Annotated in this window: 19 protein-coding genes and 1 pseudogene; 11 read left to right on the top strand and 9 right to left on the bottom strand. The window is 71.9% G+C overall.

Going from position 1 to position 21,889, the window contains the following annotated elements; all coding sequences use genetic code 11:
• Nucleotides 1-8: 8 nt before the first annotated feature.
• Nucleotides 9-509, bottom strand: coding sequence for a metallophosphoesterase family protein (locus tag ACFY0P_RS05520; protein ID WP_388907656.1), 501 nt, complete (start codon nt 507-509; stop codon nt 9-11).
• A gap of 96 nt (nt 510-605) precedes the next feature.
• Here ACFY0P_RS05520 and ACFY0P_RS05515 point away from each other — a divergent pair, with 96 nt between their 5' ends.
• The 5 genes from ACFY0P_RS05515 (at nt 606) to rfbC (ending at nt 5,832) form a co-directional block, all read left to right on the top strand.
• On the top strand, nt 606-1,043 hold the full coding sequence (locus ACFY0P_RS05515; protein ID WP_388907654.1) for a MarR family winged helix-turn-helix transcriptional regulator: 438 nt from the start codon (nt 606-608) through the stop codon (nt 1,041-1,043).
• Nucleotides 1,040-2,452: an MFS transporter gene (locus ACFY0P_RS05510; RefSeq protein ID WP_388907652.1), complete on the top strand. Its 1,413-nt coding sequence runs from the start codon at nt 1,040-1,042 to the stop codon at nt 2,450-2,452. The genes ACFY0P_RS05515 and ACFY0P_RS05510 overlap by 4 nt, the downstream gene beginning before the upstream one ends.
• An 8-nt stretch (nt 2,453-2,460) precedes the next feature.
• Nucleotides 2,461-3,045 (top strand): hydrolase, encoded by a 585-nt coding sequence (locus tag ACFY0P_RS05505; RefSeq protein ID WP_388907650.1) that lies wholly within the window; start codon nt 2,461-2,463, stop codon nt 3,043-3,045.
• Between the two features lie 172 nt (nt 3,046-3,217).
• Nucleotides 3,218-5,233 carry a glycosyltransferase family 2 protein gene (locus tag ACFY0P_RS05500; protein WP_388907648.1) on the top strand — a complete coding sequence of 672 codons (2,016 nt, stop codon included), beginning with the start codon at nt 3,218-3,220 and terminating at the stop codon, nt 5,231-5,233.
• A 5-nt stretch (nt 5,234-5,238) separates the two neighbouring features.
• Nucleotides 5,239-5,832 (top strand): dTDP-4-dehydrorhamnose 3,5-epimerase, encoded by a 594-nt coding sequence (gene rfbC / locus ACFY0P_RS05495; RefSeq protein WP_388907646.1) that lies wholly within the window; start codon nt 5,239-5,241, stop codon nt 5,830-5,832.
• Between the two features lie 52 nt (nt 5,833-5,884).
• Here the strand turns inward: rfbC and ACFY0P_RS05490 are convergent, their stop codons facing one another.
• The 6 genes from ACFY0P_RS05490 to ACFY0P_RS05465 form a co-directional block, all read right to left on the bottom strand.
• Nucleotides 5,885-6,688, bottom strand: a complete 804-nt coding sequence (locus tag ACFY0P_RS05490; protein ID WP_388907644.1) for a hypothetical protein — start codon at nt 6,686-6,688, stop codon at nt 5,885-5,887.
• A gap of 215 nt (nt 6,689-6,903) precedes the next feature.
• Nucleotides 6,904-7,785 (bottom strand): dTDP-4-dehydrorhamnose reductase, encoded by an 882-nt coding sequence (gene rfbD, locus ACFY0P_RS05485; protein ID WP_388907642.1) that lies wholly within the window; start codon nt 7,783-7,785, stop codon nt 6,904-6,906.
• Nucleotides 7,785-8,783: a dTDP-glucose 4,6-dehydratase gene (gene rfbB / locus ACFY0P_RS05480; protein ID WP_388907640.1), complete on the bottom strand. Its 999-nt coding sequence runs from the start codon at nt 8,781-8,783 to the stop codon at nt 7,785-7,787. Before rfbB ends, rfbD begins: the two co-directional genes overlap by 1 nt.
• Complete coding sequence (locus tag ACFY0P_RS05475) at nt 8,780-9,847, bottom strand: glucose-1-phosphate thymidylyltransferase (protein ID WP_388907638.1); 1,068 nt, start codon at nt 9,845-9,847, stop codon at nt 8,780-8,782. Before ACFY0P_RS05475 ends, rfbB begins: the two co-directional genes overlap by 4 nt.
• A gap of 138 nt (nt 9,848-9,985) precedes the next feature.
• Nucleotides 9,986-10,261 (bottom strand): hypothetical protein, encoded by a 276-nt coding sequence (locus ACFY0P_RS05470; RefSeq protein WP_388907636.1) that lies wholly within the window; start codon nt 10,259-10,261, stop codon nt 9,986-9,988.
• A gap of 53 nt (nt 10,262-10,314) precedes the next feature.
• Nucleotides 10,315-12,762, bottom strand: coding sequence for a SpoIIE family protein phosphatase (locus tag ACFY0P_RS05465; RefSeq protein ID WP_388907634.1), 2,448 nt, complete (start codon nt 12,760-12,762; stop codon nt 10,315-10,317).
• Between the two features lie 197 nt (nt 12,763-12,959).
• Between ACFY0P_RS05465 and ACFY0P_RS05460 the strand changes: the two are divergent.
• A pseudogene (locus tag ACFY0P_RS05460) lies at nt 12,960-13,262 on the top strand (lantipeptide synthetase); the annotation flags it as partial.
• Here ACFY0P_RS05460 and ACFY0P_RS05455 read toward each other — a convergent pair.
• Nucleotides 13,235-13,471, bottom strand: coding sequence for a hypothetical protein (locus tag ACFY0P_RS05455; RefSeq protein ID WP_388908875.1), 237 nt, complete (start codon nt 13,469-13,471; stop codon nt 13,235-13,237). The pseudogene ACFY0P_RS05460 and the gene ACFY0P_RS05455 overlap by 28 nt on opposite strands.
• A 318-nt stretch (nt 13,472-13,789) precedes the next feature.
• Between ACFY0P_RS05455 and ACFY0P_RS05450 the strand changes: the two genes are divergently transcribed.
• A complete protein-coding gene (locus ACFY0P_RS05450; RefSeq protein WP_388908817.1) occupies nt 13,790-15,946 on the top strand; it encodes a PP2C family protein-serine/threonine phosphatase in 2,157 nt (718 codons plus the stop codon).
• A 90-nt stretch (nt 15,947-16,036) separates the two neighbouring features.
• On the opposite strand, the gene ACFY0P_RS05445 is transcribed toward ACFY0P_RS05450, so the two are convergent.
• Entirely contained in the window at nt 16,037-17,434 is a 1,398-nt protein-coding gene (locus ACFY0P_RS05445; RefSeq protein WP_388907632.1) for a S1 family peptidase, read from the bottom strand.
• Between the two features lie 207 nt (nt 17,435-17,641).
• On the opposite strand from ACFY0P_RS05445, the gene ACFY0P_RS05440 reads away from it, so the two are divergent.
• The 4 genes from ACFY0P_RS05440 to ACFY0P_RS05425 all read left to right on the top strand — a co-directional run bounded on the left by ACFY0P_RS05440 (nt 17,642) and on the right by ACFY0P_RS05425 (nt 21,889).
• Nucleotides 17,642-18,055: a PaaI family thioesterase gene (locus ACFY0P_RS05440; protein ID WP_388907630.1), complete on the top strand. Its 414-nt coding sequence runs from the start codon at nt 17,642-17,644 to the stop codon at nt 18,053-18,055.
• Nucleotides 18,056-18,547: 492 nt separating this feature from the next.
• Nucleotides 18,548-18,763 carry a type A2 lantipeptide gene (locus ACFY0P_RS05435; protein ID WP_293991413.1) on the top strand — a complete coding sequence of 72 codons (216 nt, stop codon included), beginning with the start codon at nt 18,548-18,550 and terminating at the stop codon, nt 18,761-18,763.
• 100 nt (nt 18,764-18,863) lie between these two features.
• Nucleotides 18,864-19,670 carry an HlyD family efflux transporter periplasmic adaptor subunit gene (locus tag ACFY0P_RS05430; protein ID WP_388907628.1) on the top strand — a complete coding sequence of 269 codons (807 nt, stop codon included), beginning with the start codon at nt 18,864-18,866 and terminating at the stop codon, nt 19,668-19,670.
• A complete protein-coding gene (locus ACFY0P_RS05425) occupies nt 19,667-21,889 on the top strand; it encodes an NHLP family bacteriocin export ABC transporter peptidase/permease/ATPase subunit (protein ID WP_388907626.1) in 2,223 nt (740 codons plus the stop codon). The genes ACFY0P_RS05430 and ACFY0P_RS05425 overlap by 4 nt, the downstream gene beginning before the upstream one ends.

Genomic DNA, 21,889 nt, shown 5'->3' with positions numbered 1-21,889 from the left:
GGGTCCGGTCAGCGCGGCGGCAGCCGGTGCAGGGTCACCTCCGTCAAGGTCCCCTCGGCGACGGTGGCCGTGAGGTAGGTGCAGTGCGGCTGGCGGCGGCGGTCGGTGGGGGAGCCGGGGTTGAGCAGGCGCAGACCGCCGGGGGCCGTGGTGTCCCAGGGGATGTGGCTGTGCCCGAAGACCAGGACGTCCAGGTCCGGGAAGCGCGCGGCGCAGCGGGCCTCGCGGCCCTGGGCGGGACCGGTCTCGTGGATCACCCCGAAGCGCAGGCCGCCCAGGTCGGCGTAGGCCACCTCGGGGAGCCGGGCACGCAGGCCCGGACCGTCGTTGTTGCCGTACACCCCGATGAGTCGGCGGCTGCGGCTCTCCAGCAGGTCGAGGGTGGCCTCGTCGACCCAGTCGCCGGCGTGCAGGACGACGTCCGCGCGCGGGATTTCGGCGAGGAGCTGGTCGGGGAGCCGCTTGGCGCGCAGTGGGAGGTGCGTGTCGGAGGTCAGGAGCAGGCGCACCCGGCCAGCGTAGGGCAGAGGGCCTTCTCGAGATCTTCAGTTCAGACTTAACAGTTTCGACTGGACAGTTCTGACTGATGGTTCTACGGTGGACGCATGGCAGAGATCTCCGATTCCGCGACCCGCGCGGCACGCGACCTCCGCGTGATGTTCAGCCGGCTGCGCCGCCGCATCCGGGAGGTCGCCCAGGACGCGGACCTCACCCCCTCGCAGGAGTCGGCCCTCACCCTGGTGTCGAAGCACGGCGCGGCCACGGCCAGTGCGCTGGCCTCCGCCGAGGGGGTGCGGCCGCAGTCGATGGCGGCCACCCTGGCCGCGCTCGACCAGCAGGGACTGATCCGCCGCAGCCCCGACCCGAGCGACGGCCGCCGCCAGCTGGTCACGCTGACCGAGGCCGGCCAGGCCCGCGTCGAGGGCAACCGGCAGGCGCGTGACGAATGGCTGGCCCGCGCCTTCCAGGACCGGTACACCGAGGACGAGCGCCAGACCCTCCGCACCGCGATCGAGCTGCTCGAACGGCTGTCGCGCCCGTGATACCGAGGCTCACCGCAGGAACCCGCAAGGACACCCGCCCGGCCCCCACCGGATTCGACCGGCGGCTGATCGCGCCGATGGTCCTGGGTTCCGTGCTGAACCCGATCAACTCCTCGATGATCGCGGTGGCCCTGGTGCCGATCGGCATCGCCTTCGGGGCTCCGCCCGCCGAGACGGCGTGGCTGGTCACCGCGCTGTATCTGGCGACCGCCGTGGGCCAGCCGGTGATCGGCCGGCTGGTGGACATGTACGGGCCGCGCAGGCTGTACCTCGCCGGTACCGGCCTGGTGGGCGTCGCCGGGCTGATGGGTGCGCTGGCGCCCTCGCTGGGCGTGCTGATCGCGGCGCGGGTGCTGCTCGGGTTCGGTACCTCGGCGGCGTACCCGGCGGCGATGCGGCTGACCCGGAGCGAGGCCGAGCGCACCGGGCAGGACAGCCCGGCCGGGGTGCTGACCGCGCTCGCCGTGTCCGCCCAGACCGTGGCCGTGATCGGTCCGACGCTGGGCGGGATACTGATCGGCGCCGGCGGCTGGCACCTGGTGTTCACCGTCAACGTGCCGCTCTCCGCGGCCTGTCTGGTGCTCGGTGTGAAGTGGCTGCCGAGGACCGCGACCGCCGCGCACCGGCAGCGCATGGACCTGCCCGGCATGGCGCTCTTCGCCGTCCAGCTGGTCTCGCTGATGCTGTTCCTGATGAGCCCGCGGCCCGACCGCTGGTACCTGCCGGCGCTGACCTCGGTCGCGGCCGCCGTCTTCGCGGCCCGGGAGCTGCGGGTGCCCGATCCGTTCGTCGACCTGCGGGTCCTCGGCGGCAACGTCCCGCTCATCGTCACCTATGTGCGCCAACTGCTCGCGTACACGACCTCGTACGCCTTCCTGTACGGCTACACGCAGTGGCTGGAGCAGGGCCGTGGACTCGGCGCCTCCACGGCCGGGCTCGCGTTGCTCCCGCTGTCGGCGGCCGCGCTCGTCACCGCCACGCTCACCGGCCGCCGGGAGGCCGTCCGCGCCAAGCTGGTGCTCGGCTCCGTGCTGCAGATCGCGGGCTGCGCCGCCCTGCTGCTGGTCGGCGCCGGCAGCCCGGTCTGGCTGCTGCTCGCGGTCGGCGCGCTGCTCGGCATCCCGCAGGGCCTGCTCGGACTCGCCGCGCAGACCGCGCTGTACCGGCAGGCCGACCCGGAGCGGATCGGCTCCGCCGCCGGACTGCTGCGCACGTTCATGTACCTCGGCGCGCTGGGTGCCTCCGCCGCCACCGCGGCGTTCTACCCGCACCGCGCCGACACGGGCGGGCTGCACGGCCTGGCCCTGTTCATGCTCGCCGGCTCGGCACTGCTGCTGGCGATCACCCTGCCGGACCGCTCCCTGGCCCGGCTCACCCCCGAACCCCGTCAAGCCCCCCGAAAGGCCTGATCCACCCCATGTCTCTGAGCACGCTCGACCCGCGCACCGCCCTCGTCGTCATCGACCTCCAGCAGGGCATCGTGGGCATGCCCACCCAGCCGTACACCGGCGCCGAGGTGGTGGCCCGCACGGTGGAGCTCGCCGACGCCTTCCGCGACCGGGACCTGCCCGTCGTCCTGGTCCGGGTCTCCTTCGCGGCCGACTTCGCCGACGCCGTCCCGGGCCGCACCGAGCGCCAGGCGCGCGGCCTCGCCTTCCCGGAGGGCTGGGACCTCGTCGTCGACGAGTTGTCCGGCCACCCCGGCGACATCCGGGTCACCAAGCACAACTGGAGCGCCTTCCACGGCACCGACCTCGACGTCCAGCTGCGCCGCCGGGGCGTCACCCAGATCGTGCTGACCGGCATCGCCACCAGCATCGGCGTGGAGTCCACCGCCCGCGACGCCTACGCCCACGGCTACCACGTGACGCTCGCCACGGACGCCATGGCCGACGGCGACGGCGAGGCGCACCGGGGCAGCGTCGAGCGGATCTTCCCGCGGCTCGGCGAGTCCGGCAGCACGGCGGAGGTCCTGGAGCTGCTGGCCAAGACGCACGGCTGAGACCGCGGCTCAGCTCACCTCTGAGAAGGCTCTTCGACGCACGGATGACGCTTCACAACCCGGTCTTACCCGGAGGCGGGACACGCCCGAGGACAGGACCGGGTTAGCATTCGGCCACATGTAGGTGCCGTCCAGGCAAATGGGCGGCTTATCCAGGGGGCTAGGAAGCCGGATGCCGGTCAAGGTCAGTGTTGTCGTCCCTGTGTACAACCCAGGGCCCTATATCGAGGACTGCATCGCCTCGGTGCTGCGGCAGTCGCTGCCGCGCGACGAGTACGAAGTGATCTTCGTGAACGACGGCTCCAGCGACGGGACACCGGCTCGGCTCGACGCCCTCGCCGCCGAGCACCCGCACATCCACGTCATCCACCAGGAGCCCTCCGGCTGGTCCGGCAAGCCCCGCAACGTGGGCATCGCCGCGTCCAAGGGCGAGTTCGTGATGTTCGTCGACAACGACGACTTCCTGGGCGACGAGGCCCTGGAGCGGATGTACGACTACGGCGTCGAGAACGAGGCCGACCTGATCATCGGCAAGATGGCCGGCAAGGGCCGTCCGGTGCCGGTGGAGCTGTTCCGCCGCAACCACCCGCGGGCCACCGTCGAGAACGCTCCGCTGATGGACAGCCTGACCCCGCACAAGATGCTGCGCCGGTCCTTCCTGGACCGCATCGGGCTGCGCTTCCCCGAGGGCCGCAGGCGGCTGGAGGACCACGTCTTCGTCGCCGAGGCGTACCTGCGCGCGTCGAACATCTCGGTGCTCAGCGACTACGTCTGCTACTACCACATCAAGCGGGACGACGCCTCCAACGCCGGCTTCCAGCGCTTCGACCCGGTCGGCTACTTCGCGAACCTCCGTGAGGCCCTCGACGTCGTCGAGCGCTACACCGAGCCCGGCCACACGCGCGACCTGATGTTCCGCCGCTGGCTGCGCAGCGAGATGGGCGAGCGGCTGCGCGGCAAGCGGTTCCTCAAGCTGCCGGACGACTACCGCAGGGAGCTCTTCGACGAGATCCACAAGGTGATCGCCGAACGCATGGGCCCCTCGGTGTTCGCCCTCCTCGAGCCGGCCCACCGGGTGGTCACCGAGCTGGCCGGCGCCGGCCGCTACGAGGACGTGCTCGCCGTCGCCGAGTGGGAGGCGGCCATCGCCCCCTCGACGGCCGCGCGGAGCGTCACCTGGGACGGCGACGCCCTGAAGATCGAGTTCAGCGCCGAGTACGCCGTCGACGGCGCGCCCAAGACCTACCCGGCCGACACCTCGGGCGCCGAGCCCGAGGGCCCGGCCGCCACGGCCGCGGACGCGATCGCCCGGCTGGAGCGCGGCACCGCCGCGCGCTTCGCGAGGGCCAGGGTCGACCTGATGATGCGCGAGCGCGAGACGCACGCGCAGTTCTTCCAGCCGGTCGAGATCACCCGCGAGACCCTCCCCGTCGAGGGCGAGCCGGACCGCGTCCGCCTGGTCGTGAAGGCCACCGCCGCCGTGGCCCCGGCCACCGCCGCCAGCGGTACCCCGCTGCCGGCCGGGCTGTGGGACGCGTTCGTCCGCCTGACCATCGGCGGCTGGACCCGGGAGCACCGGCTGTTCCCGGTGTCGAAGGACCCGCTCCCCGAGCTGCCCGTCCCGGGTGTCGTCGGCGGCCACCGGGTGCTGCCGTACTGGACGGTCAAGAACAACTTCGCCCTGGACATCGACCAGGCGAGCAAGCGGCTCGGCTTCGGCGAGCTCAAGCCGGCGGACTTCACCGTCGCCGGCGACCGGCTGCGCGCCGTGCTGCCGTTCCACGTCACCGGTGACGTGAAGGCGGCGGTCCGGCTGACCGGTCCGAAGCCCGCCGCCGAGGTGCTGGAGGTGCCGGCCACGCTGTCGCCCGCCGAGGGCGGCCACGCCGTGCTGGACGCCCCGCTGCCGGTGCGCTCGCTTCAGCAGGGCGGCTGGCGGATCGCGCTGTGCCTGGTCGCGGACGCCACCGAGCCGCGCTTCTTCACGCTGCCGCTCGTCGTCCGCAACTCCCCCGAGGGCCTGAAGGTCGCCAAGCCGGCCGCGAAGAAGCCCGCGGCCGCGGCCGCGCCGAAGCCCCGGCCGGGCGTCGCCCGCCGGCTGGCCCGCAAGCTCCCGCTGCCGGTGCGCCGTGCGCTGGTCAGGGCTCTGGGCAGGGGCAGGAAGCCCGCACGACAGGAAGGCAAGTAAGAACCGTGCGACCGCTGAGCATCGAAGGCGCCTGGGTCCAGGAGCCCAAGGTCTTCCCCGACGACCGGGGCAGCTTCCACGAGTGGTTCAGGGCCGGGGAGTTCCGCGAGGCCCTCGGCTACGACCTCGACCTCGCGCAGGCCAACTGCTCGGTCTCCCGGCGGGGTGTGCTGCGCGGCATCCACTTCGCCGACGTGCCGCCGAGCCAGTCCAAGTACGTCAAGTGCGTGCGCGGGGCCGTGCTCGACGTGATCGTGGACATCCGGGTCGGCTCCCCCACGTTCGGGAGCTGGGAGGCGGTCCGGCTCGACGACGAGAACCGGCACGCCGTGTTCCTGTCGGAGGGCCTCGGGCACGCGTTCATGGCGCTGACCGACGACGCCACCGTGGTGTACCTGTGCTCGGCCGGGTACGCGCCGGGCCGCGAGCACGGGATCAACCCGCTCGACCCGGAGCTGGGCATCGAGTGGCCCGAGGGCTTGGAGCCGGTGCTGTCGGAGAAGGACGCCGAGGCGCCGTCGCTGGCCGAGGCGGCCGAATCGGGGCTGCTGCCGTCGTACGCCGACTGCGTGGCCTACTACGCCCAGTTGCGCGGCTAGCCAACGGCGGGGAGCCGGGCCACGGCCCGGCTCCCCGGTGGGCGGCGCGGGGTCAGGACTTCGCGTAGCGCTGCTTCAGCGCGCTGCGCTTGTTGCTGCCCTCGGCATTGCGGCCTTTTTCGATGATCACCAGGTTGTGGTAGAAGTGCACGCCGACGACATTGAGATCCGTGTACGTCGGCTGGTAGTTCTCGGTCACGAATTCCTCGTAATTCAGCCCGTCCGTCAGCCGCTTGAGCATCCCCATACTGGTGTGCGCGGCGTCGAGGTCCTCGCTGCCCTGCCATTCTGGCCAGTACGAGGACTGCGTGTCCTCGACGATGTAGATGCCACCGTCCTTGAGCCGCGGAAAGAGCGTGGCGAAGGTGGTGAGCACATGCGGACTGCGGTGGCTTCCGTCGTCGATGATGACGTCCAGCTCACCGATCTTGTCGGCGACGGAGTTCAGGGACGACGGGTCGGACTGGTCGCCGATGAACGTCGTGATGCGGTCCTCGTCGACAAATGACTTGTCCTGGATGTCCATTCCGAAAATCTGCGCCTTCGGGAAGAACTGCTTCCACATACGCAGCGAAGCACCGCCCTGACCTGGCCTGTTGTAGCCGCCGATGCCGATTTCCAGCAGGTTGAACGACTCGTTCCTCAGGTGTCCGAGGTGGCGCTGGTAGTGCTGGGTGTAGCGGTGTATTCCCCACTTGTCCGTCTTGAAGTGCTGGGCGAGTTTGTTGAGATCGCCGGAGATCGCGTCGAGCCCCGTCGGCTTGGCCGACGTGACCGGCTGGGCCGGCCGGACGGAGAGCCGCCGCTTCAGTCGTCGCAGGACCCGCACATTCTTCTCACCCAGTACGGACTTCACGGTCGCTCGCATCGACATCGCGGAACAAATCCTTTCCCTACCCGGCTCACAAGGCATTCAAAGCATCATCGTAGTGACGCGGGGCACTCCACAAGGGGCGAACACGATGGCCCATGAAAAAGACTGGCCGGCTCCGGTATTTCCAAACGCCGCAGGGCGGCCGGCATGCTCGATGGGCATGTCGGCCGCCCTGCGGCGCGTTGCTGCGAAGTGCCTTATGCGGACATCTCCTTGCGGAGGTGCGGGAGCCCCTCCTCCAGGGCCTGCCGCCAGTCCCGCAGCGGCTCCAGACCGACCTCGGCCCACCGGTCGTGCCCGAGGGCGCTGTAGGCGGGGCGGGGTGCCGGGCGGACGAACGCCTCGCTGGTGGTGGGGCGTACCCGCTCGGGGTCGGCGCCGAGCAGGCGGAACACCTCACGGGCCAGTTCGCACCAGGTGGCCGCACCGGAGTTGGTGCCGTGGAAGACGCCGTGCGCGCGCTCGTCCCGGCCGAGGCGGGGGCCGAGGTCGGCGATCCGGGCGGCCAGGTCGGCGCTCCAGGTGGGCTGGCCGCGCTGGTCGTCGACGACGTCGAGGGTGTCCCGGCGGGACTCCAGCTCGATCATCGTGCGCACGAAGTTCTTCCCGTGGGTCCCGTACAGCCAGGCCGTGCGGACCACCGCGCTCGCGCCCGGCAGCTCCGCCAGGACGGCCCGCTCGCCCGCGAGCTTGGTGCGCCCGTAGGCGGTGCGCGGGGCCGTCGGGTGGTCCTCGGGGTAGGGGCTGGTGCGCGCCTCGCCGTCGAAGACGTAGTCCGTCGAGACGTGGACGAGGCGGGCGCCGTGCCGGGCGGCGGCGCGGGCCAGCAGGCGCGGGCCCTCGCCGTTGATCAGCAGGGCCCGCTCCTCGTCGGTCTCGGCGTCGTCGACGGCCGTGTAGGCGGCGCAGTTCACCACCAGGTCGGGCCGATGCCCGGCGAGCGCGGCGGCCACCGAGTCGGCGCTGGTGACGTCGAGGTCGGCGCGGCCGAGGGCCACCACCTCCTCACCCCGGCGGGCGAGCTCCTCGGTCACGTCGTGGCCGAGCATGCCGCCCGCTCCGGCGACGAGCCACTTCATCAGCGCTTCTCCTGCTCCTTGCGGGACTCCAGGGCGGCGCGCTCCTTGAGCGGCTCCCACCAGTCCCGGTTGTCGCGGTACCAGGCGACGGTGTCGGCGAGGCCCGAGGTGAAGTCGTGCTTGGGGGTGTAGCCCAGCTCGTCGTGGATCTTGCTCCAGTCGACGGAGTAGCGCTGGTCGTGGCCCTTGCGGTCGGCGACCCGGTCCACGCGGTCCCAGTCGGCACCGCAGGCCTCGAGCAGCAGGCCGGTGAGCTCCTTGTTGCTGAGCTCGGTGCCGCCGCCGATGTTGTAGACCTCGCCGGCCCGGCCGCCGGTGCGGACCAGGTCGATGCCCTGGCAGTGGTCCTCGACGTGCAGCCAGTCGCGGACGTTGCTGCCGTCGCCGTACAGGGGCACGCTCTTGCCGTCGAGGAGGTTGCTCACGAAGAGCGGGATGACCTTCTCGGGGAACTGGTGCGGCCCGTAGTTGTTGGAGCAGCGGGTGACGCGGACGTCCAGGCCGTGGGTGCGGTGGAAGGCCAGCGCGAGCAGGTCGGAGGAGGCCTTGGAGGCGGAGTACGGCGAGTTCGGCTGGAGCGGGTGGCTCTCGGGCCAGGAGCCGGTCTCGATGGAGCCGTAGACCTCGTCGGTGGAGACGTGCACGAACGGGCCGACGCCGTGGCGGAGGGCCGCGTCGAGGAGGGTCTGGGTACCGACCACGTTGGTGCGGACGAACGCGCCGGCCCCGTCGATGGAGCGGTCGACGTGCGACTCGGCGGCGAAGTGCACGACCTGGTCGGCGTCGGCCATGAGCTTGTCGACCAGCTCGGCGTCGCAGATGTCGCCCTGCACGAAGGTGAGCCGGGGATGTGCCTCGGGCAGGTTCGTCAGGGTGCCCGCGTAGGTGAGCTTGTCCAGCACGGTGATGTGCGGCGCGTCGAGGGCGCTGTCGGCGAGGAGGCCGCGGACGTACGTGGAGCCTATGAAGCCGGCGGCGCCGGTGACGAGGAGATTCATGAACGGATCTGCACCTTGCTGTGGTCTCCGAGAACGAGGCGGTGGGCGCTGGGGGTGCCGGGTGCCGGGGTGACCTCGACGTGCCGGCCGATCAGCGAGGACTCGATCCTGCCCACCCCGTCGATGGAGGAGTCCCGCAGCACTATGGAGAACTCCAGCTCACTCTGGGTGATCCGGCAGTTCTCGGCGACCGACGTGAAGGGGCCCACGTACGAGTCGCCGACGACGGTCCCGGCGCCGATCACGACCGGGCCGACGATCCGGGAGTTGGTGACGCGCGCCCCGGCCTCGACGACCACCCGGCCGACGATCTGGCTGGCCTCGTCGACCTCGCCGTCGATGCGCGGCTCCTGGGCCTCCAGGACGGTCCGGTTGACCTCCAGCATGTCGACGACGTTGCCGGTGTCCTTCCAGTAGCCCTTGATCACCGTGGAGCGCACGTCGGCGCGCTGGTCGATGAGGTGCTGGATGGCGTGGGTGATCTCCAGCTCGCCGCGCCAGGACGGCTTGATGGCGCGTACGGCGTCGTGGATGGCCGGCGTGAAGAGGTAGACGCCGACCAGGGCGAGGTCGCTCTTGGGCTCCTGCGGCTTCTCCTCCAGGCCGATCACCTGGCCGTCGGCGTCCAGCTCGGCGACACCGAAGGCGCGCGGGTTGGGCACGTGGGTGAGGAGGATCTGGGCGTCGGGGCGGGTCTCGCGGAACTCGTCGACCAGTCCGCTGATGCCGCCGACGATGAAGTTGTCGCCGAGGTACATGACGAAGTCGTCGTCGCCGAGGAACTCGCGGGCGATCAGCACCGCGTGGGCCAGGCCCAGCGGCCGGTCCTGGGGGATGTAGGTGACGTCCAGGCCGAACTTCGACCCGTCGCCCACCGCCTCCTCGATCTCGGCGGCGGTGTCGCCGACGATCATCCCGACCTCGGTGACGCCCGCGGCGGCAAGGGATTCGAGCCCGTAGAAGAGCACGGGTTTGTTCGCCACCGGCACGAGCTGTTTCGCCGATGTGTGGGTGATCGGCCGCAGCCGGGTTCCGGCACCGCCGGAGAGCACCAAAGCCTTCATTCGCTACACCTTATAGGTGAACATCTGATTGAGACGTTCTTCTGTTTTCCTGACTGGTTACGACAGTATGGCCTCGGTGCGGATGCCATGTGACCACGAGGTGCCCCGTAGCGGCATCCCGCCTGGTTTGTCCGCAGGTCAGGAGCCCTCCGGCCGGGCCGCCGCGCGCTCCACCTCCGCCTCGATCTCGGCCCTCGACCGGCCCTCGTCACGGGCGTACTCGTTCACCGCGGTCAGTTCGTCGCGGGCCAGGTCGCGCCAGGCGCGCAGGGCGGTCTCGTAGGTCGCCGACTGGGCGCCGCCCGGCTGCTGCCGTGCCGGTGGCCCGTAGCTGTCCCGCAGTTCCAGGACCTTCTCGTGGGCCGCGTCGGCCGCGCGGTGCTTGGCCACGAGTTCTTCGAAGGTATGTGCCACGTCAAGACACTAAGGACGGTCGGGCCGCGCCGCCTGTCGAGAGCGGGTGGGGCTCAGCCCTCCAGGACGAGATCCGCCCACACCTGCTTGCCGCCGCTGGCCGGCACGGTCCCCCAGGCGGCCGATACGGCTTCCACCAGGAGGATGCCGCGCCCGCCGGTGGCCTCCCAGCCGATGTTGGTGGGTTTCACCGGGCTGCGTGGCGAGGCGTCGGCCACGGCGATCCGCAGCCGGTGCTCGACCAGGGTCAGGTCGAGCCGGACGGGTCCGTCGGTGTGGATGAGGGCGTTGGTGACCAGTTCGGAGACCACCAGCAGGGCCACGTCCATGCCCTCGTCGGTCACGCCCCAGGAGCGCAGGGTGCGCCTGCTGAAGCGGCGGGCGTGCCGGGCCGCCTCGGGGACCCGCCACACCGTCCAGCTCTCCCGCAGCGGGCGGACGGCCATGCCGTCGTAGCGCATCAGCAGCAGGGCGACGTCGTCGGCGCGGTGGGCGTTGCCGAGCAGGCCGTCGGCGGCCAGGCCGAGGTGGGCGGGGTCGGAGCCGGCGAGGTCGCGGGCGAAGCGCTCCATGCCGTCGTCGATGTCGGCGTCGGGGGACTCGACCAGGCCGTCGGTGGTGAGCGCGAGCACGGTGCCGGGGCGCAGGCTGAGCTGGGTCATCGGGAACTCGGTCCGGCCGAGTACGCCGAGCGGCGGCCCGCCCTCGGTCTCGGTGATCCGCGTGGTGCCGTCCGGGTGGCGCAGCACGGGCGGCAGGTGCCCGGCGCGCACGCACCAGGCGGTGCCGTCCTCCATGTCGACGTCGACGTAGCAGCAGGTGGCGAAGAGGTCGCTCTCCATGTCCAGGAGCAGCCGGTTGGCGTGCGAGACGACCACGTCGGGGGTGTGCCCCTCGGCCGCGTAGGCACGCAGGGCGGTCCGCATCTGGCCCATGAGGGCGGCGGCGCTCGCGTTGTGGCCCTGGACGTCACCGATGACGAGGGCGACGTGGTTGTCGGTCAGCGGGATCACGTCGTACCAGTCGCCGCCGACCTCCAGGCCGCCCTCGCTGGTGGGCAGGTAGCGGGCGACGGCCTCGCCGCCGGGCAGCCGGGGCAGCCGGGGCGGCAGCAGGGCGCGCTGGAGCATCCCGACCAGTTCGTGCTCGGCGTCGAAGGCGTGGGCGCGCATCAGGGCCTCGCCCGCGAGCCCGGCGGAGGCGGTGAGCAGGGCGCGTTCGTCGGGGCCGAAGTCGCGCGGGGTGTCCCAGCCGATCAGGCAGGCGCCGGCCATCCGGCCGCCGGCGGGCAGCGGAAGGATGGCGAGGCCGCCGGGACCGACCTCGGCGAGGGCGGGTTCCAGGGCGGCCCGGGCCGGCCAGATCTGCGCGCGGCCCTCGCGCAGGGCGGCGGCGAGGGTGGGCATGGCGCGCACCGGGGCGTCGGGCCACTCGCCGCGCCACTCGCTGCGCCACAGCTCGGGCCAGGACTCGGCCTCGGGCGGGTCGAGGACGGTGACGACCAGGCGGTCGTTCTCCAGCTCGGCCAGGGCGATCCGGTCGGCCTTGAGCGGTCCGCGCAGGGCTTTGACGACGGCCTGGCTGACGTCCTTGACCGTGCCTGCGGTGGCCAGGGCGGCGGCGAGCTGCTGCACGCGGGTCACGTCGGTGACGTCCGAGCGGAGCGTGGAGGCGTCGGCGACCGTACCGGCCAGCCGGGCCGGGCGTCCCTCGCCGCCGGGCACCAGCCGGCCGCGCAGCCGCACCCACTTGGGCGGGCCGGAGGGCTGGAGGATCCGGAACTCCAGTTCGCGGTCGCCGATGGACATGTGGTCGGCCTCGACGACCGACATCAGGGCGGGCAGGTCCTCGGGCAGGGTCAGGCCGAGCAGCGTCTCGACCTTGCCGTCGAATTCGTTCCGGCTCATCCGGAAGAGGCCGAGGATGCCGTCGCCGACCGCGATCCGGCCGGTGTCCATGGCGAGACTGAAGGCGTCGGCGGGCAGTTCGCCGGTCTCCGCGGCCGGCGGGAGCGGGGCGGGCAGCGCGATCGCCTCGGCCACCAGGTCCAGGCAGGCGCGGTCCTCGGGACCGAATCCGTCGTCGCGCTCGCTGACGGCGACGAGGAGCCCGGCGCCGCCGGGCACCGGCAGGGCGGCCAGCCAGAACTCCTGCGCGGGGGTCCGGCGCGCCTCGGGGCAGTCGGCCAGCTCGTCGGGGCCCAGCCAGACGGGCCGTCCGGTGCCGTACGCCTCGGCCGCCGGGGACCGCCCGATCGCCGGGTACGCGTCGCGCAGCCCGTACAGGGTGCGAGGAACGCCCGTCGACTCGGCGAGGCGCAGGACGGTCCCGTCGTCGGCGGGTGTGTACACCCCGGCGAAGGCCGCGCCCGCGAACACCAGGGCCTGTTCGAGCACGCGACGGAGCCGATCGGGTGCGCCGCGATCGCCAGTGAACGTTTCGAGGGCGATTTCGGCGCGATCCGTTCTCGTTCCGCGTACCGCAGCACCCTCACTGACCACGCCGCCATTACAGCGCTTATGAGGCGTCTGCGCAGCCCCTGTGACCGTTCCGAGGAGGGCGGGAGGCCGGCGTGCTCGAAACGCACCGAACATGTCTTGCCCCGTGCGTTCCGCACGGGGATCTCATGACAGGCGTGACTGTCCGCGACCGTGCGGCGCCTGGAAGTGTCGGGGCCGGCCCACGGAGGGGGACACAGATGGACGGACGGTACGAGGTGTACGCGCTCGCCGACGGGCACTTCTACGACACGCCCGACCGGCTCGGGGCCGGCGGACCGCGGGCGGAACCGCTGTTCGCCACGGCGCGGCGCGCGGTGCCCGAGGGCTGGCGCGCGGCGCGCTCCGGGGACTGGCTGACCATGACCCCGATCGGCGCGGACGGCGCGCCGCTGCCGTCCCCGGCCCAGGGCTGGAAGATCCACTCCTCGGCCACCCGGGCGAACGCGAAGCGGATCGCGGCGATCGTGTGGGACTACTGCGTACCGCGCCGCATCCCGTTCACCGGGCGCAGGTCCGCCAGCGGTGGCACGCCCTGGGTACCGGAGCTGTCGAGGTCCGCCGCGCACACGTCCGGCCGCACCGCCCGGACCCGCACCCGCGCGCCGTGCCACGGCGTGTCGTCCACGCGCAGCCCCGGTTCCCGGCGTAACCACTCCGCCAGGACCGATCTCACCAGACACACGTCGTGCACCAGAAGTACCCGGATCACCGCCGCCCCCTCAGCAAGACATACGTCGGTTCTTCCGTTCAAGGTGTGGAACGCGTGCCCCATTGTTGGCGCCGTCCACCCTTCATGGGCGCGAAGATCCGGCCATCAGGGTGCGCAGGGGCGCACGCCCGGCGCTCGTACCCCGCCGCGCGCTTCGACTGCGGGGGAATGTGCCGGGGCGAACGGGGTACGCCGGGCCGCCCCGGTGCGGGGGTCCGCGCCGCTCTCGCCGTGCGCCGGTCGCCGCCAGGGAGGAGCCTTGATCCCGAGGACGCGACGCGCGGCCGGACGAGGAGGTGGTCGGGCGTGTCCGACGGGATGGGGGCGCCTCCAGCGGGAGCGGAGCCGGACGTGCGGGTGCCTGCGGCCGCCGGCACCCGGTCCGGCCTGCCGCTCTTGTCGCTGGCGCTGGCCTCGATGATGGAGGAGGTCCACGCTCACTCCGGTGCGGTCTACCTGCTGGCGGCCGACGAGCCGGTCCTGGAGATGGCGGTGACGGCAGGGCTGCCCCGGGCCTTCGCGGCGCCCTGGGAGCGGGTCGGGCTGAGCGCGCCGATCCCGGTCGCGGACGCGGCGCGCGAACGGCGGCTGGTGTGGGTGGGCGGCGAGGAGGACATGGCCCGCCGGTATCCACGCATCGCGGTGGTGCTGCCGTATCCGTTCGCGCTGGCGGCGCTGCCCGTGGCGACGGCGGAGACCTTGTACGGGGCGGTGTACGTGACCTGGCCCGGCGCCCATCCGACCGTCCTGTCCGACCGGGAGCGGGAGTCGCTGACGTCGGCCTGCGACCGGCTGGCGGTGCGGCTGGAGCGGGCCGCCCGGGAGCACCATGCCCTGCGCACCGAGCCGGATCTGCTGGCGGCACCGCCGTCGGGAGTGGCGGGCACGCTGGGCACGGTGGAGGCGGCGCGGATGGTGGGGCGGCTGCCGTACGGACTCGCCTCGCTCGATCTGTACGGGCGGGTCGCCTTCGCCAACGCGGCGGCGGCAGAACTGCTCGGTGTGCCGGTCGATGATCTGCTCGGCACCCAGCCGTGGGTGTCGGTGCCGTGGCTGAACGACCCGATGTACGAGGACCGCTACCGGGCGGCGCTGATCAGCCAGCATGTGACGTCGTTCGTGGCGCTGCGGCCGCCGGGCGACTGGCTGTCGTTCCGGATGTATCCGAGCACCACCGGGCTGACCACCCGGATCAGCCGGGCGCGGGCGGTCGCCGAGATGGTGGGGGCGGCACCGCGCGCGGACGCGACGCCCGCGCAGCGGCTGGTCACCATCTCGCAGGTGCTGAGCCTGGCCGGGGCGCTGACCGAAGCTGTCGGGGTGCAGGACGTGGTGCAGCTGGTGGCGGACGAGGTCGCCCCGTCCGTGGGCAGCCAGGCCGTGGTGATCCTCGGCCCGCGGGGCGGGCGGCTGCACGTGCTGGGCCACCGCGGGTACGAGGACCCGCGGACCGTGGAGCGCTTCGACGGCCTCCCGCTGGCCGAACGCACGCCCGGCACCCATGCCCTGAACAGCGGCGTGCCGGCGTTCTTCGAGTCGAGGCAGCAGCTGGAACGGCTGTATCCGGACCTGGACGAGCTCCCGGAGTGGTTCGCCGCCTGGGCGTATCTGCCGCTGATCGCGTCGGGCCGCCCGGTGGGCACCTGCGTTCTCGCCTACGCCGAGCCGCACGCCTTCCCGGCCGACGAGCGTGCCGTCCTCACCAGCCTCGGCGGGCTGATCGCGCAGGCGCTGGAGCGGGCCCTGCTCTACGACGCGAAGAACCAGCTGGCACACGGTCTGCAGGCGGCCCTGCTGCCGCACTCGCTGGCCCCGCCGGCCGGCATCGAGGCGGCCGCCCGCTATCTGCCGGCCATGCACGGCATGGAGATCGGCGGCGACTTCTACGACCTGGTGCCCAGCCGGCCGCTGGCGGCGGCGGTGATCGGGGACGTGCAGGGGCACAACGTGACGGCGGCCGGACTGATGGGCCAGATCCGCACCGGCGTGCGGGCCTTCACGAGCGTCGGGCAGGCGCCGGAGGAGGTGATGCGCAGCACCAACCGGCTGCTGATCGACTCGGGCGCCGATCTGTTCGCGAGCTGTCTGTACCTGCGACTGGATCCGGAGCGGGGGCGCGCGGTGATGGCCCGCGCGGGGCATCCGCCGCCCCTGCTGAGACGTCCGGACGGGCGGGTACGCGTCCTCGACCTGGCCGGGGGGCCACTGCTGGGCATCGACTCGGAGGCGACCTACCCGACGACCGAGGTGTCGCTCGCGCCGGGTTCGGTACTCGCCCTCTACACGGACGGGCTGGTCGAGTCCCCCGGTGTGGACATCGAGGACGCCCTGGTCGACCTGGGGAAACTGCTCTCGGAGAACGGCGACCAGCCCCTGGACAGGCTCGCCGACACGCTCGTGCGGCACAGTGCGGCGGCGCAGGAGCGTGTCGACGATGTCGCGGTGCTGTTGCTGCGGGCCGAGGCCGAGGGCTGACCTGCGCAGACGGTGGACGGTCCGGCCCCCCGGCGGGGGGCCGGACCGTCCACCGTCTGCGGGGAAACCGCCGGCAGGTCGCGCGACGGGTCAGTGGGACGACGAGGTGTTGTCCGCGCCGGTCCCGGACTGGTCGCCGGTGCCGGTCGCGTCGCCCGTGCCGGACTGGTCGCCGGTGCCGGTCGCGTCACCGGTGCCGCTCTGGTCGCCGGCCGTCGCGGACGGGTCGGCCGTGCCGCCGATCTGGTCGCCGCCGGCCTGGTCTCCGGCGCCGTTCTCGTCACCGGCGGTGGCGGACGGGTCGGCCGTGGCACCGGCGTCACCGGCGCCCGCACCCGCGTCGCCGAGGGTCGCGCCGGTCGCCTGCAGGGCTGCGGTCACCGGCTGGAAGAAGGTCTCGCCACCGGAGGTGCAGTCGCCGCTGCCGCCGGAGGTCATGCCGACCGCGCCGCCGTCCTGCGTGAACAGCGAGCCGCCGCTGTCGCCGGCCTCGGCGCAGACGTTGGTCTGGATGAGACCGGTGACCGTGTCGACGCCGTTGGGGTCGGTCTCGCTCTGGAAGTTGACGGTGGCGTCGAGGCCGGTGACCTGGCCGTCGTGCAGCCCGGTGGTGGAGCCCATCCGGAACACGGTCTCGCCGACGGTGGCGTCGACGGCCTGGTTGATGGCGACGGTCTGGCCGTTGCCTATGTTGACCTCGCTGGGCGCCTGGGTGGTGGCGTCGTTGTACTTGACGAGCGAGAAGTCGCCGGCGCCGGGGAACTGGGCCTGGTCCACGGTGGCGATGGGCTGGCCGGTCTCGGAGTCGGACCAGTCCTTGGCCGCGACCCCGCAGTGACCGGCCGTCAGGAAGGCGGGGCTGCCGTCCGAGGCGGTGACGTTGAAGCCGAGGGAGCAGCGGACGGTGCCGTCCTGCACCTGGGAGAAGATCGCGTCGCCGCCGGAGACCAGGGTCTTGAAGGTGCCCGACGACTTCTTGAGGCTCGCCATGTTCGAGCCGAGGCTCTGCACCGTCGACTGCAGCGTGTCCCACTTGGTGCCGGTGACGGTGGAGTCGGCGGTGACCACGACCTTGTTGGTCTTCGGGTCGACGGCCCAGGCGGTGCCGGGGATGGTCGCCTTGGCCTTCAGGGTCTGGGCGACGGCCGCCAGTTCGGAGTTGCTGTTCTGCACCTGGCGGACGACCGCGCCGGCCTTCTCCGCCTGGACGACGACGTTGTTGTCGCCGCTGATGACGTTGACGACGAGCTGCTGCTTGCCGCTGTCGTAGTAGGACCCGGCGAAGGCCTGGCCGAGCAGGTCCTGGAGCTGCGAGGCAAGGTCCGAGGCGTCCGTGGCCTTCAGGGTCTTGGGGGCAGCGGTGGTGGCGCCGGAGGCGTTGTCCTGAGATGCGTTGGCCATCGGCAGCAGGAACGCCGCAGCTCCGAGCGCGGCGACACCGCCCACCGCGATCGCGGCCTTGCGCTTCGGAATTCGCTTGTGACTCAAACTTCTCGACCTCCAAGGGACGGAGTGTCTGCCGTAACAGGGCAGTCGTTCGTGAGCGGCGCCTGGATGGCCATAGGTACGGGCGGGTCACGTGGTGCGTTCAATTCCGTTTGCCAACTTCCTTGACCCGGTGATGAATCGGCCATGGCACGCCCGTGATGAACCAGGTCCGCGTGCGGGGCCGCCGGCCCGGGAACAATCCCCCATATGACGATGACCACCGCCGAAGCCGACAAGATCCTCTCCGCCAACTTCGCTCCCTGGGTGCTCGATCTCGGGCTGGCCGTCGAGGCGCTGGGCGAGGACCGGGCGACTCTGCGTCTGCCCTGGTCGGACCGGCTGTCCCGGGAGGGTGGCGGGCTGTCGGGGCAGGCGTTGATGGCGGCGGCCGACACGGCGACGGTGATCGCGGTCTCGGCGGCCCGGGGCGGCTTCGTGCCGATGACGACGGTGCAGCAGTCGACCTCGTTCCAGCGCGCGGTGACCGGTTCGGATGTCCTGATCGAAGCGGTGCTGACCAAACTGGGCCGCCGGATGGCGTTCGCCGACGTCACGATGAGCGATCAGAGGTCGGGGGCGCTCGCGGCCCGGGCGAGCACGGTCTACGCACTTCTGGGCTGACCCAACCGACACGGTCGGCAACCGGTCAGCGACGATCTGTTGCGATCACGGACCGGAATCCTTGCTTCAGGGAATCTGCACATCCACCACCCACGCGGGTCACGGGAAGCGGCGGATCTGCACAACCGCGCGCCCCCTGCCGTGCCCTTGGCCCGGAGTGCCGGATTCGCCACCGGGTGGGCAAGCCGTGCGGCCGGGGCGATGTGGTGCGGCTTGTGAAGGAGTGGCCGACAAGCGGTGCGCACGCCTGCACGGTTGCGCCCTTGTGAGACTCAAGTGCCCAGGTGAGGCGCATGGTTGATTGGAAGCGCGGACCGTGGGCGTGCTTTGATCCATCGCACCGCGGGGGCCGCGAAGGGCTTCCGGAAACGGGCGCCCGGCGCTCGCGGTCGCGGCCGTCCGCTCGTCCCCCCAAGGGCCGTGTTCGTCCCTGAAGGGCGTCGGGGGGCCGCTCTCCCCCTTGTGAATATCCATATGAAGGGAAGTTCCATCATGAACTCCACCCCCCAGGTTGAGACCGTCGAGATCTCCGACGCCGAGCTCGACAACGTCTCCGGCGGCCTGTCCCTGAACGCCGTCGGCACCGTCACCGGCCTGGTGGACAGCGTTGCCCCGGTTTCCGGCCTGGTCAACACGGTCGTCGGCACCGTCGAGGGTGTCACCGGCCTGAACACGCAGCCGGTCACCAACCTGGTCGCCGGTCTCTGATCGCACCTCGTTGCCGCTGAGTCCCGGAGCCGGATCCCGGCCCCGGGACTCTCGGACGTTCTGAAACACCAGTGCCTCTCCCCTAGGTGAGGGAAGTTCCGTGCAGTTCCGCCAACAGGCCCTCGCCAAGCTCCAGTCCCCGGAGGAGCTCGACCTCCCGGTGCGGTTCGCCCGTCCGCAGGGCTGGCTCGCGCTGTCCGTCTCGGTCGTCGTGATGGCGGCGGCCTCGGTGTGGGCGGTGACCGGCTCGGTCGCCTCCACGGTGAGCGCACAGGCCATCCTCACCCACGGGCAGGGCAGTTACATCCTGCAGAGCCCGGTCGCCGGGCAGGTCACGGCGGTCCTCGCCGAGCAGGGCGAACGGCTGCCGGCGAACTCCCCCGTCCTGAAGGTGCACACGAGCCAGGGCGACTCCGTCGTGCGCACCGTCGCCGCGGGCCGGATCAGCGCGCTCGCCGCGACCATCGGGCAGATCATCCAGACCGGTACGAACGTCGCCGCCGTGGAGAAGATCGCCCACGCCTCTGACCCGCTGTACGCGACCGTCTACGTCCCCGCCGAGAACGCCTCGTCCATCCCCGCGAACGCCCCGGTCGACCTGACCGTGTCGTCGGTGTCGACGCAGGAGTACGGCGTGCTGCGCGGCCATGTGAAGTCGGTGGACCGCACCGCCCAGTCGGCGCAGTCGATCTCGGCGTTCCTCGGTGACAGCCAGCTCGGCGACCAGTTCACCAAGAAAGGCCGCCCGGTTGCGGTACTGGTCCGGCTGGACGCCTCGAAGAGGACGAAGAGCGGCTACAAGTGGTCCTCGGCCGACGGGCCGCCGTTCCTGCTCGACTCCATGACCCTGGCCTCGGGTTCGATCCGGCTGGCCGACCAGCGTCCCGTCGATTGGCTGCTGCCGTGACCACCGCCCAGGAGACCCGCGGCCGCCGGCGCGCCGCCCCGCCGAAACGACCGGTCCCCAAGGGCCGCGGCCGGACGGTCCGCACGCCCACCGTGCTCCAGATGGAGGCCGTCGAGTGCGGCGCCGCCTCCCTCTCCATGGTCCTCGGCCACTACGGCCGCCATGTCCCGCTGGAGGAACTGCGCATCGCCTGCGGTGTCTCCCGCGACGGCTCGCGCGCCAGCAACCTGCTGAAGGCGGCCCGCAGTTACGGCCTCACCGCCAAGGGCATGCAGATGGACCTGGCCGCTCTCGCCGACGTGCAGGGGCCGGCGATCCTGTTCTGGGAGTTCAACCACTACGTCGTCTACGACGGCATGGGCCGCCGCTTCGGCCGCCGGGGCGTCTACATCAACGACCCGGCCAAGGGCCGCCGGTTCGTGCCCATGGAGGAGTTCGACGGCAGCTTCACCGGTGTCGTGCTGGTGGTGGAGCCCGGCGACGGCTTCGAGAAGGGCGGCCGGCGTCCCGGCATCCTCGGCGCGATGCCGGCCCGGCTGCGTGGCACGGCCGGCACCATGCCCGCCGCGGTCCTGGCCAGCCTGCTCCTCGTGGTCGTGGGCGCGGCGGTGCCCGCGCTCAGCCGCCAGTACATCGACCTGTTCCTCATCGGCGGCCAGACCTCGCTGCTCACCGTGCTGTTCGCCGCGATGGGCACCTGCGTCCTGCTCACCCTGGTGCTGACCTGGCTGCAACAGGCGAACCTGCTGCACGGCCGGATCGTCTCGTCCACCCTGACCAGCGCCCGCTTCCTGCGCCACCTGCTGCGCCTGCCGGTGACCTTCTTCGCCCAGCGCAGCCCGGCCGACCTGGTGCAGCGCCTTCAGTCCAACGACCAGGTCGCCGAGACCCTGGCCCGCGACCTCGCCGCGGCCGGCGTGGACGCGGTGGTCGTCGTCCTGTACGCGGTGCTCCTCTACACCTACGACGTCCAGCTCACCTTCCTCGGCATCGGCGTTGCCCTGCTGAACATCGTGGCGATGCGGCTCGTCGTTCGGCTGCGCGCGACCCGGACCGCGAAGCTGCGCGCGGACACCGCCCGGCTCACCAACACCTCCTACACCGGTCTCCAGCTGATCGAGACGATGAAGGCGACGGGCGGCGAGGACGGCTACTTCCGCAGGTGGGCCGGGCAGCACGCGAGCACGCTGGAGGAGCAGCAGCGGCTCGGCGTGCCGAGCGCCTGGCTGGGCGTGGTGGCGCCGACGCTCGCGACCCTCAACAGCGCGCTGATTCTGTGGATCGGCGGCATGCGGGCCGTCGAGGGCGGCATCTCGGTCGGTCTCCTGGTCGCCTTCCAGTCCCTGGTCACCCGCTTCACCGCCCCGCTGACCCGGCTCAACGGCGTCGCGGGCCGCATCCAGGACTTCGCGGCCGACGTGGCCCGCCTCAAGGACGTGGAGAACTTCCAGGCGGACCCGATCTACGCCCGCCCCGGCGCCGGCGACTCCACCCGGCGGCTGCAGGGCCATGTCGAGCTGGAGAACATCAGCTTCGGCTACAGCCCGCTGGACAAGCCCCTGCTCACCGGCTTCGACCTGACGGTCGGCCCCGGCCGCCAGGTCGCCCTGGTGGGCGGCTCGGGCAGCGGCAAGTCCACCGTCTCGCGGCTGATCTCGGGCCTGTACGCCCCCTGGGAGGGCGTGATCCGCATCGACGGACAGCGCCTGGAGGACATCCCGCGCGGCGCGCTGGCCGCCTCCGTCTCGTTCGTCGACCAGGACGTCTTCCTCTTCGAGGGTTCGGTCCGCGACAACGTGGCGCTGTGGGACCCGTCGATCCCGGACGAGGCGGTGGTGGAGGCGCTGCGGGACGCGGCCCTGTACGACGTGGTGACGCGGCGGCCCGGCGGCATCCACAGCAGGGTCGAGCAGGACGGCCGTAACTTCTCCGGCGGCCAGCGCCAACGCCTGGAGATCGCCCGGGCGTTGGTGCGACGGCCGAGCATCCTCGTCCTCGACGAGGTGACCAGCGCCCTGGACGCCGAGACCGAGCTGGTCGTCATGGACAACCTCCGCCGCCGCGGCTGCGCCTGCGTGGTGATCGCGCACCGGCTGAGCACGGTCCGCGACAGCGACGAGATCGTGGTGCTCCAGCACGGCACGATCGTGGAGCGCGGGCGGCACGACGAGCTGGTGGCACACGGCGGGGCGTACGCCGCGCTGGTCAGGGAGCGATGA

The organism is Streptomyces sp. NPDC001714 (genome assembly GCF_042892755.1).
In the GTDB taxonomy this organism is placed as follows: domain Bacteria; phylum Actinomycetota; class Actinomycetes; order Streptomycetales; family Streptomycetaceae; genus Streptomyces.
This window is presented reverse-complemented; position numbering and strand designations above follow the sequence as displayed.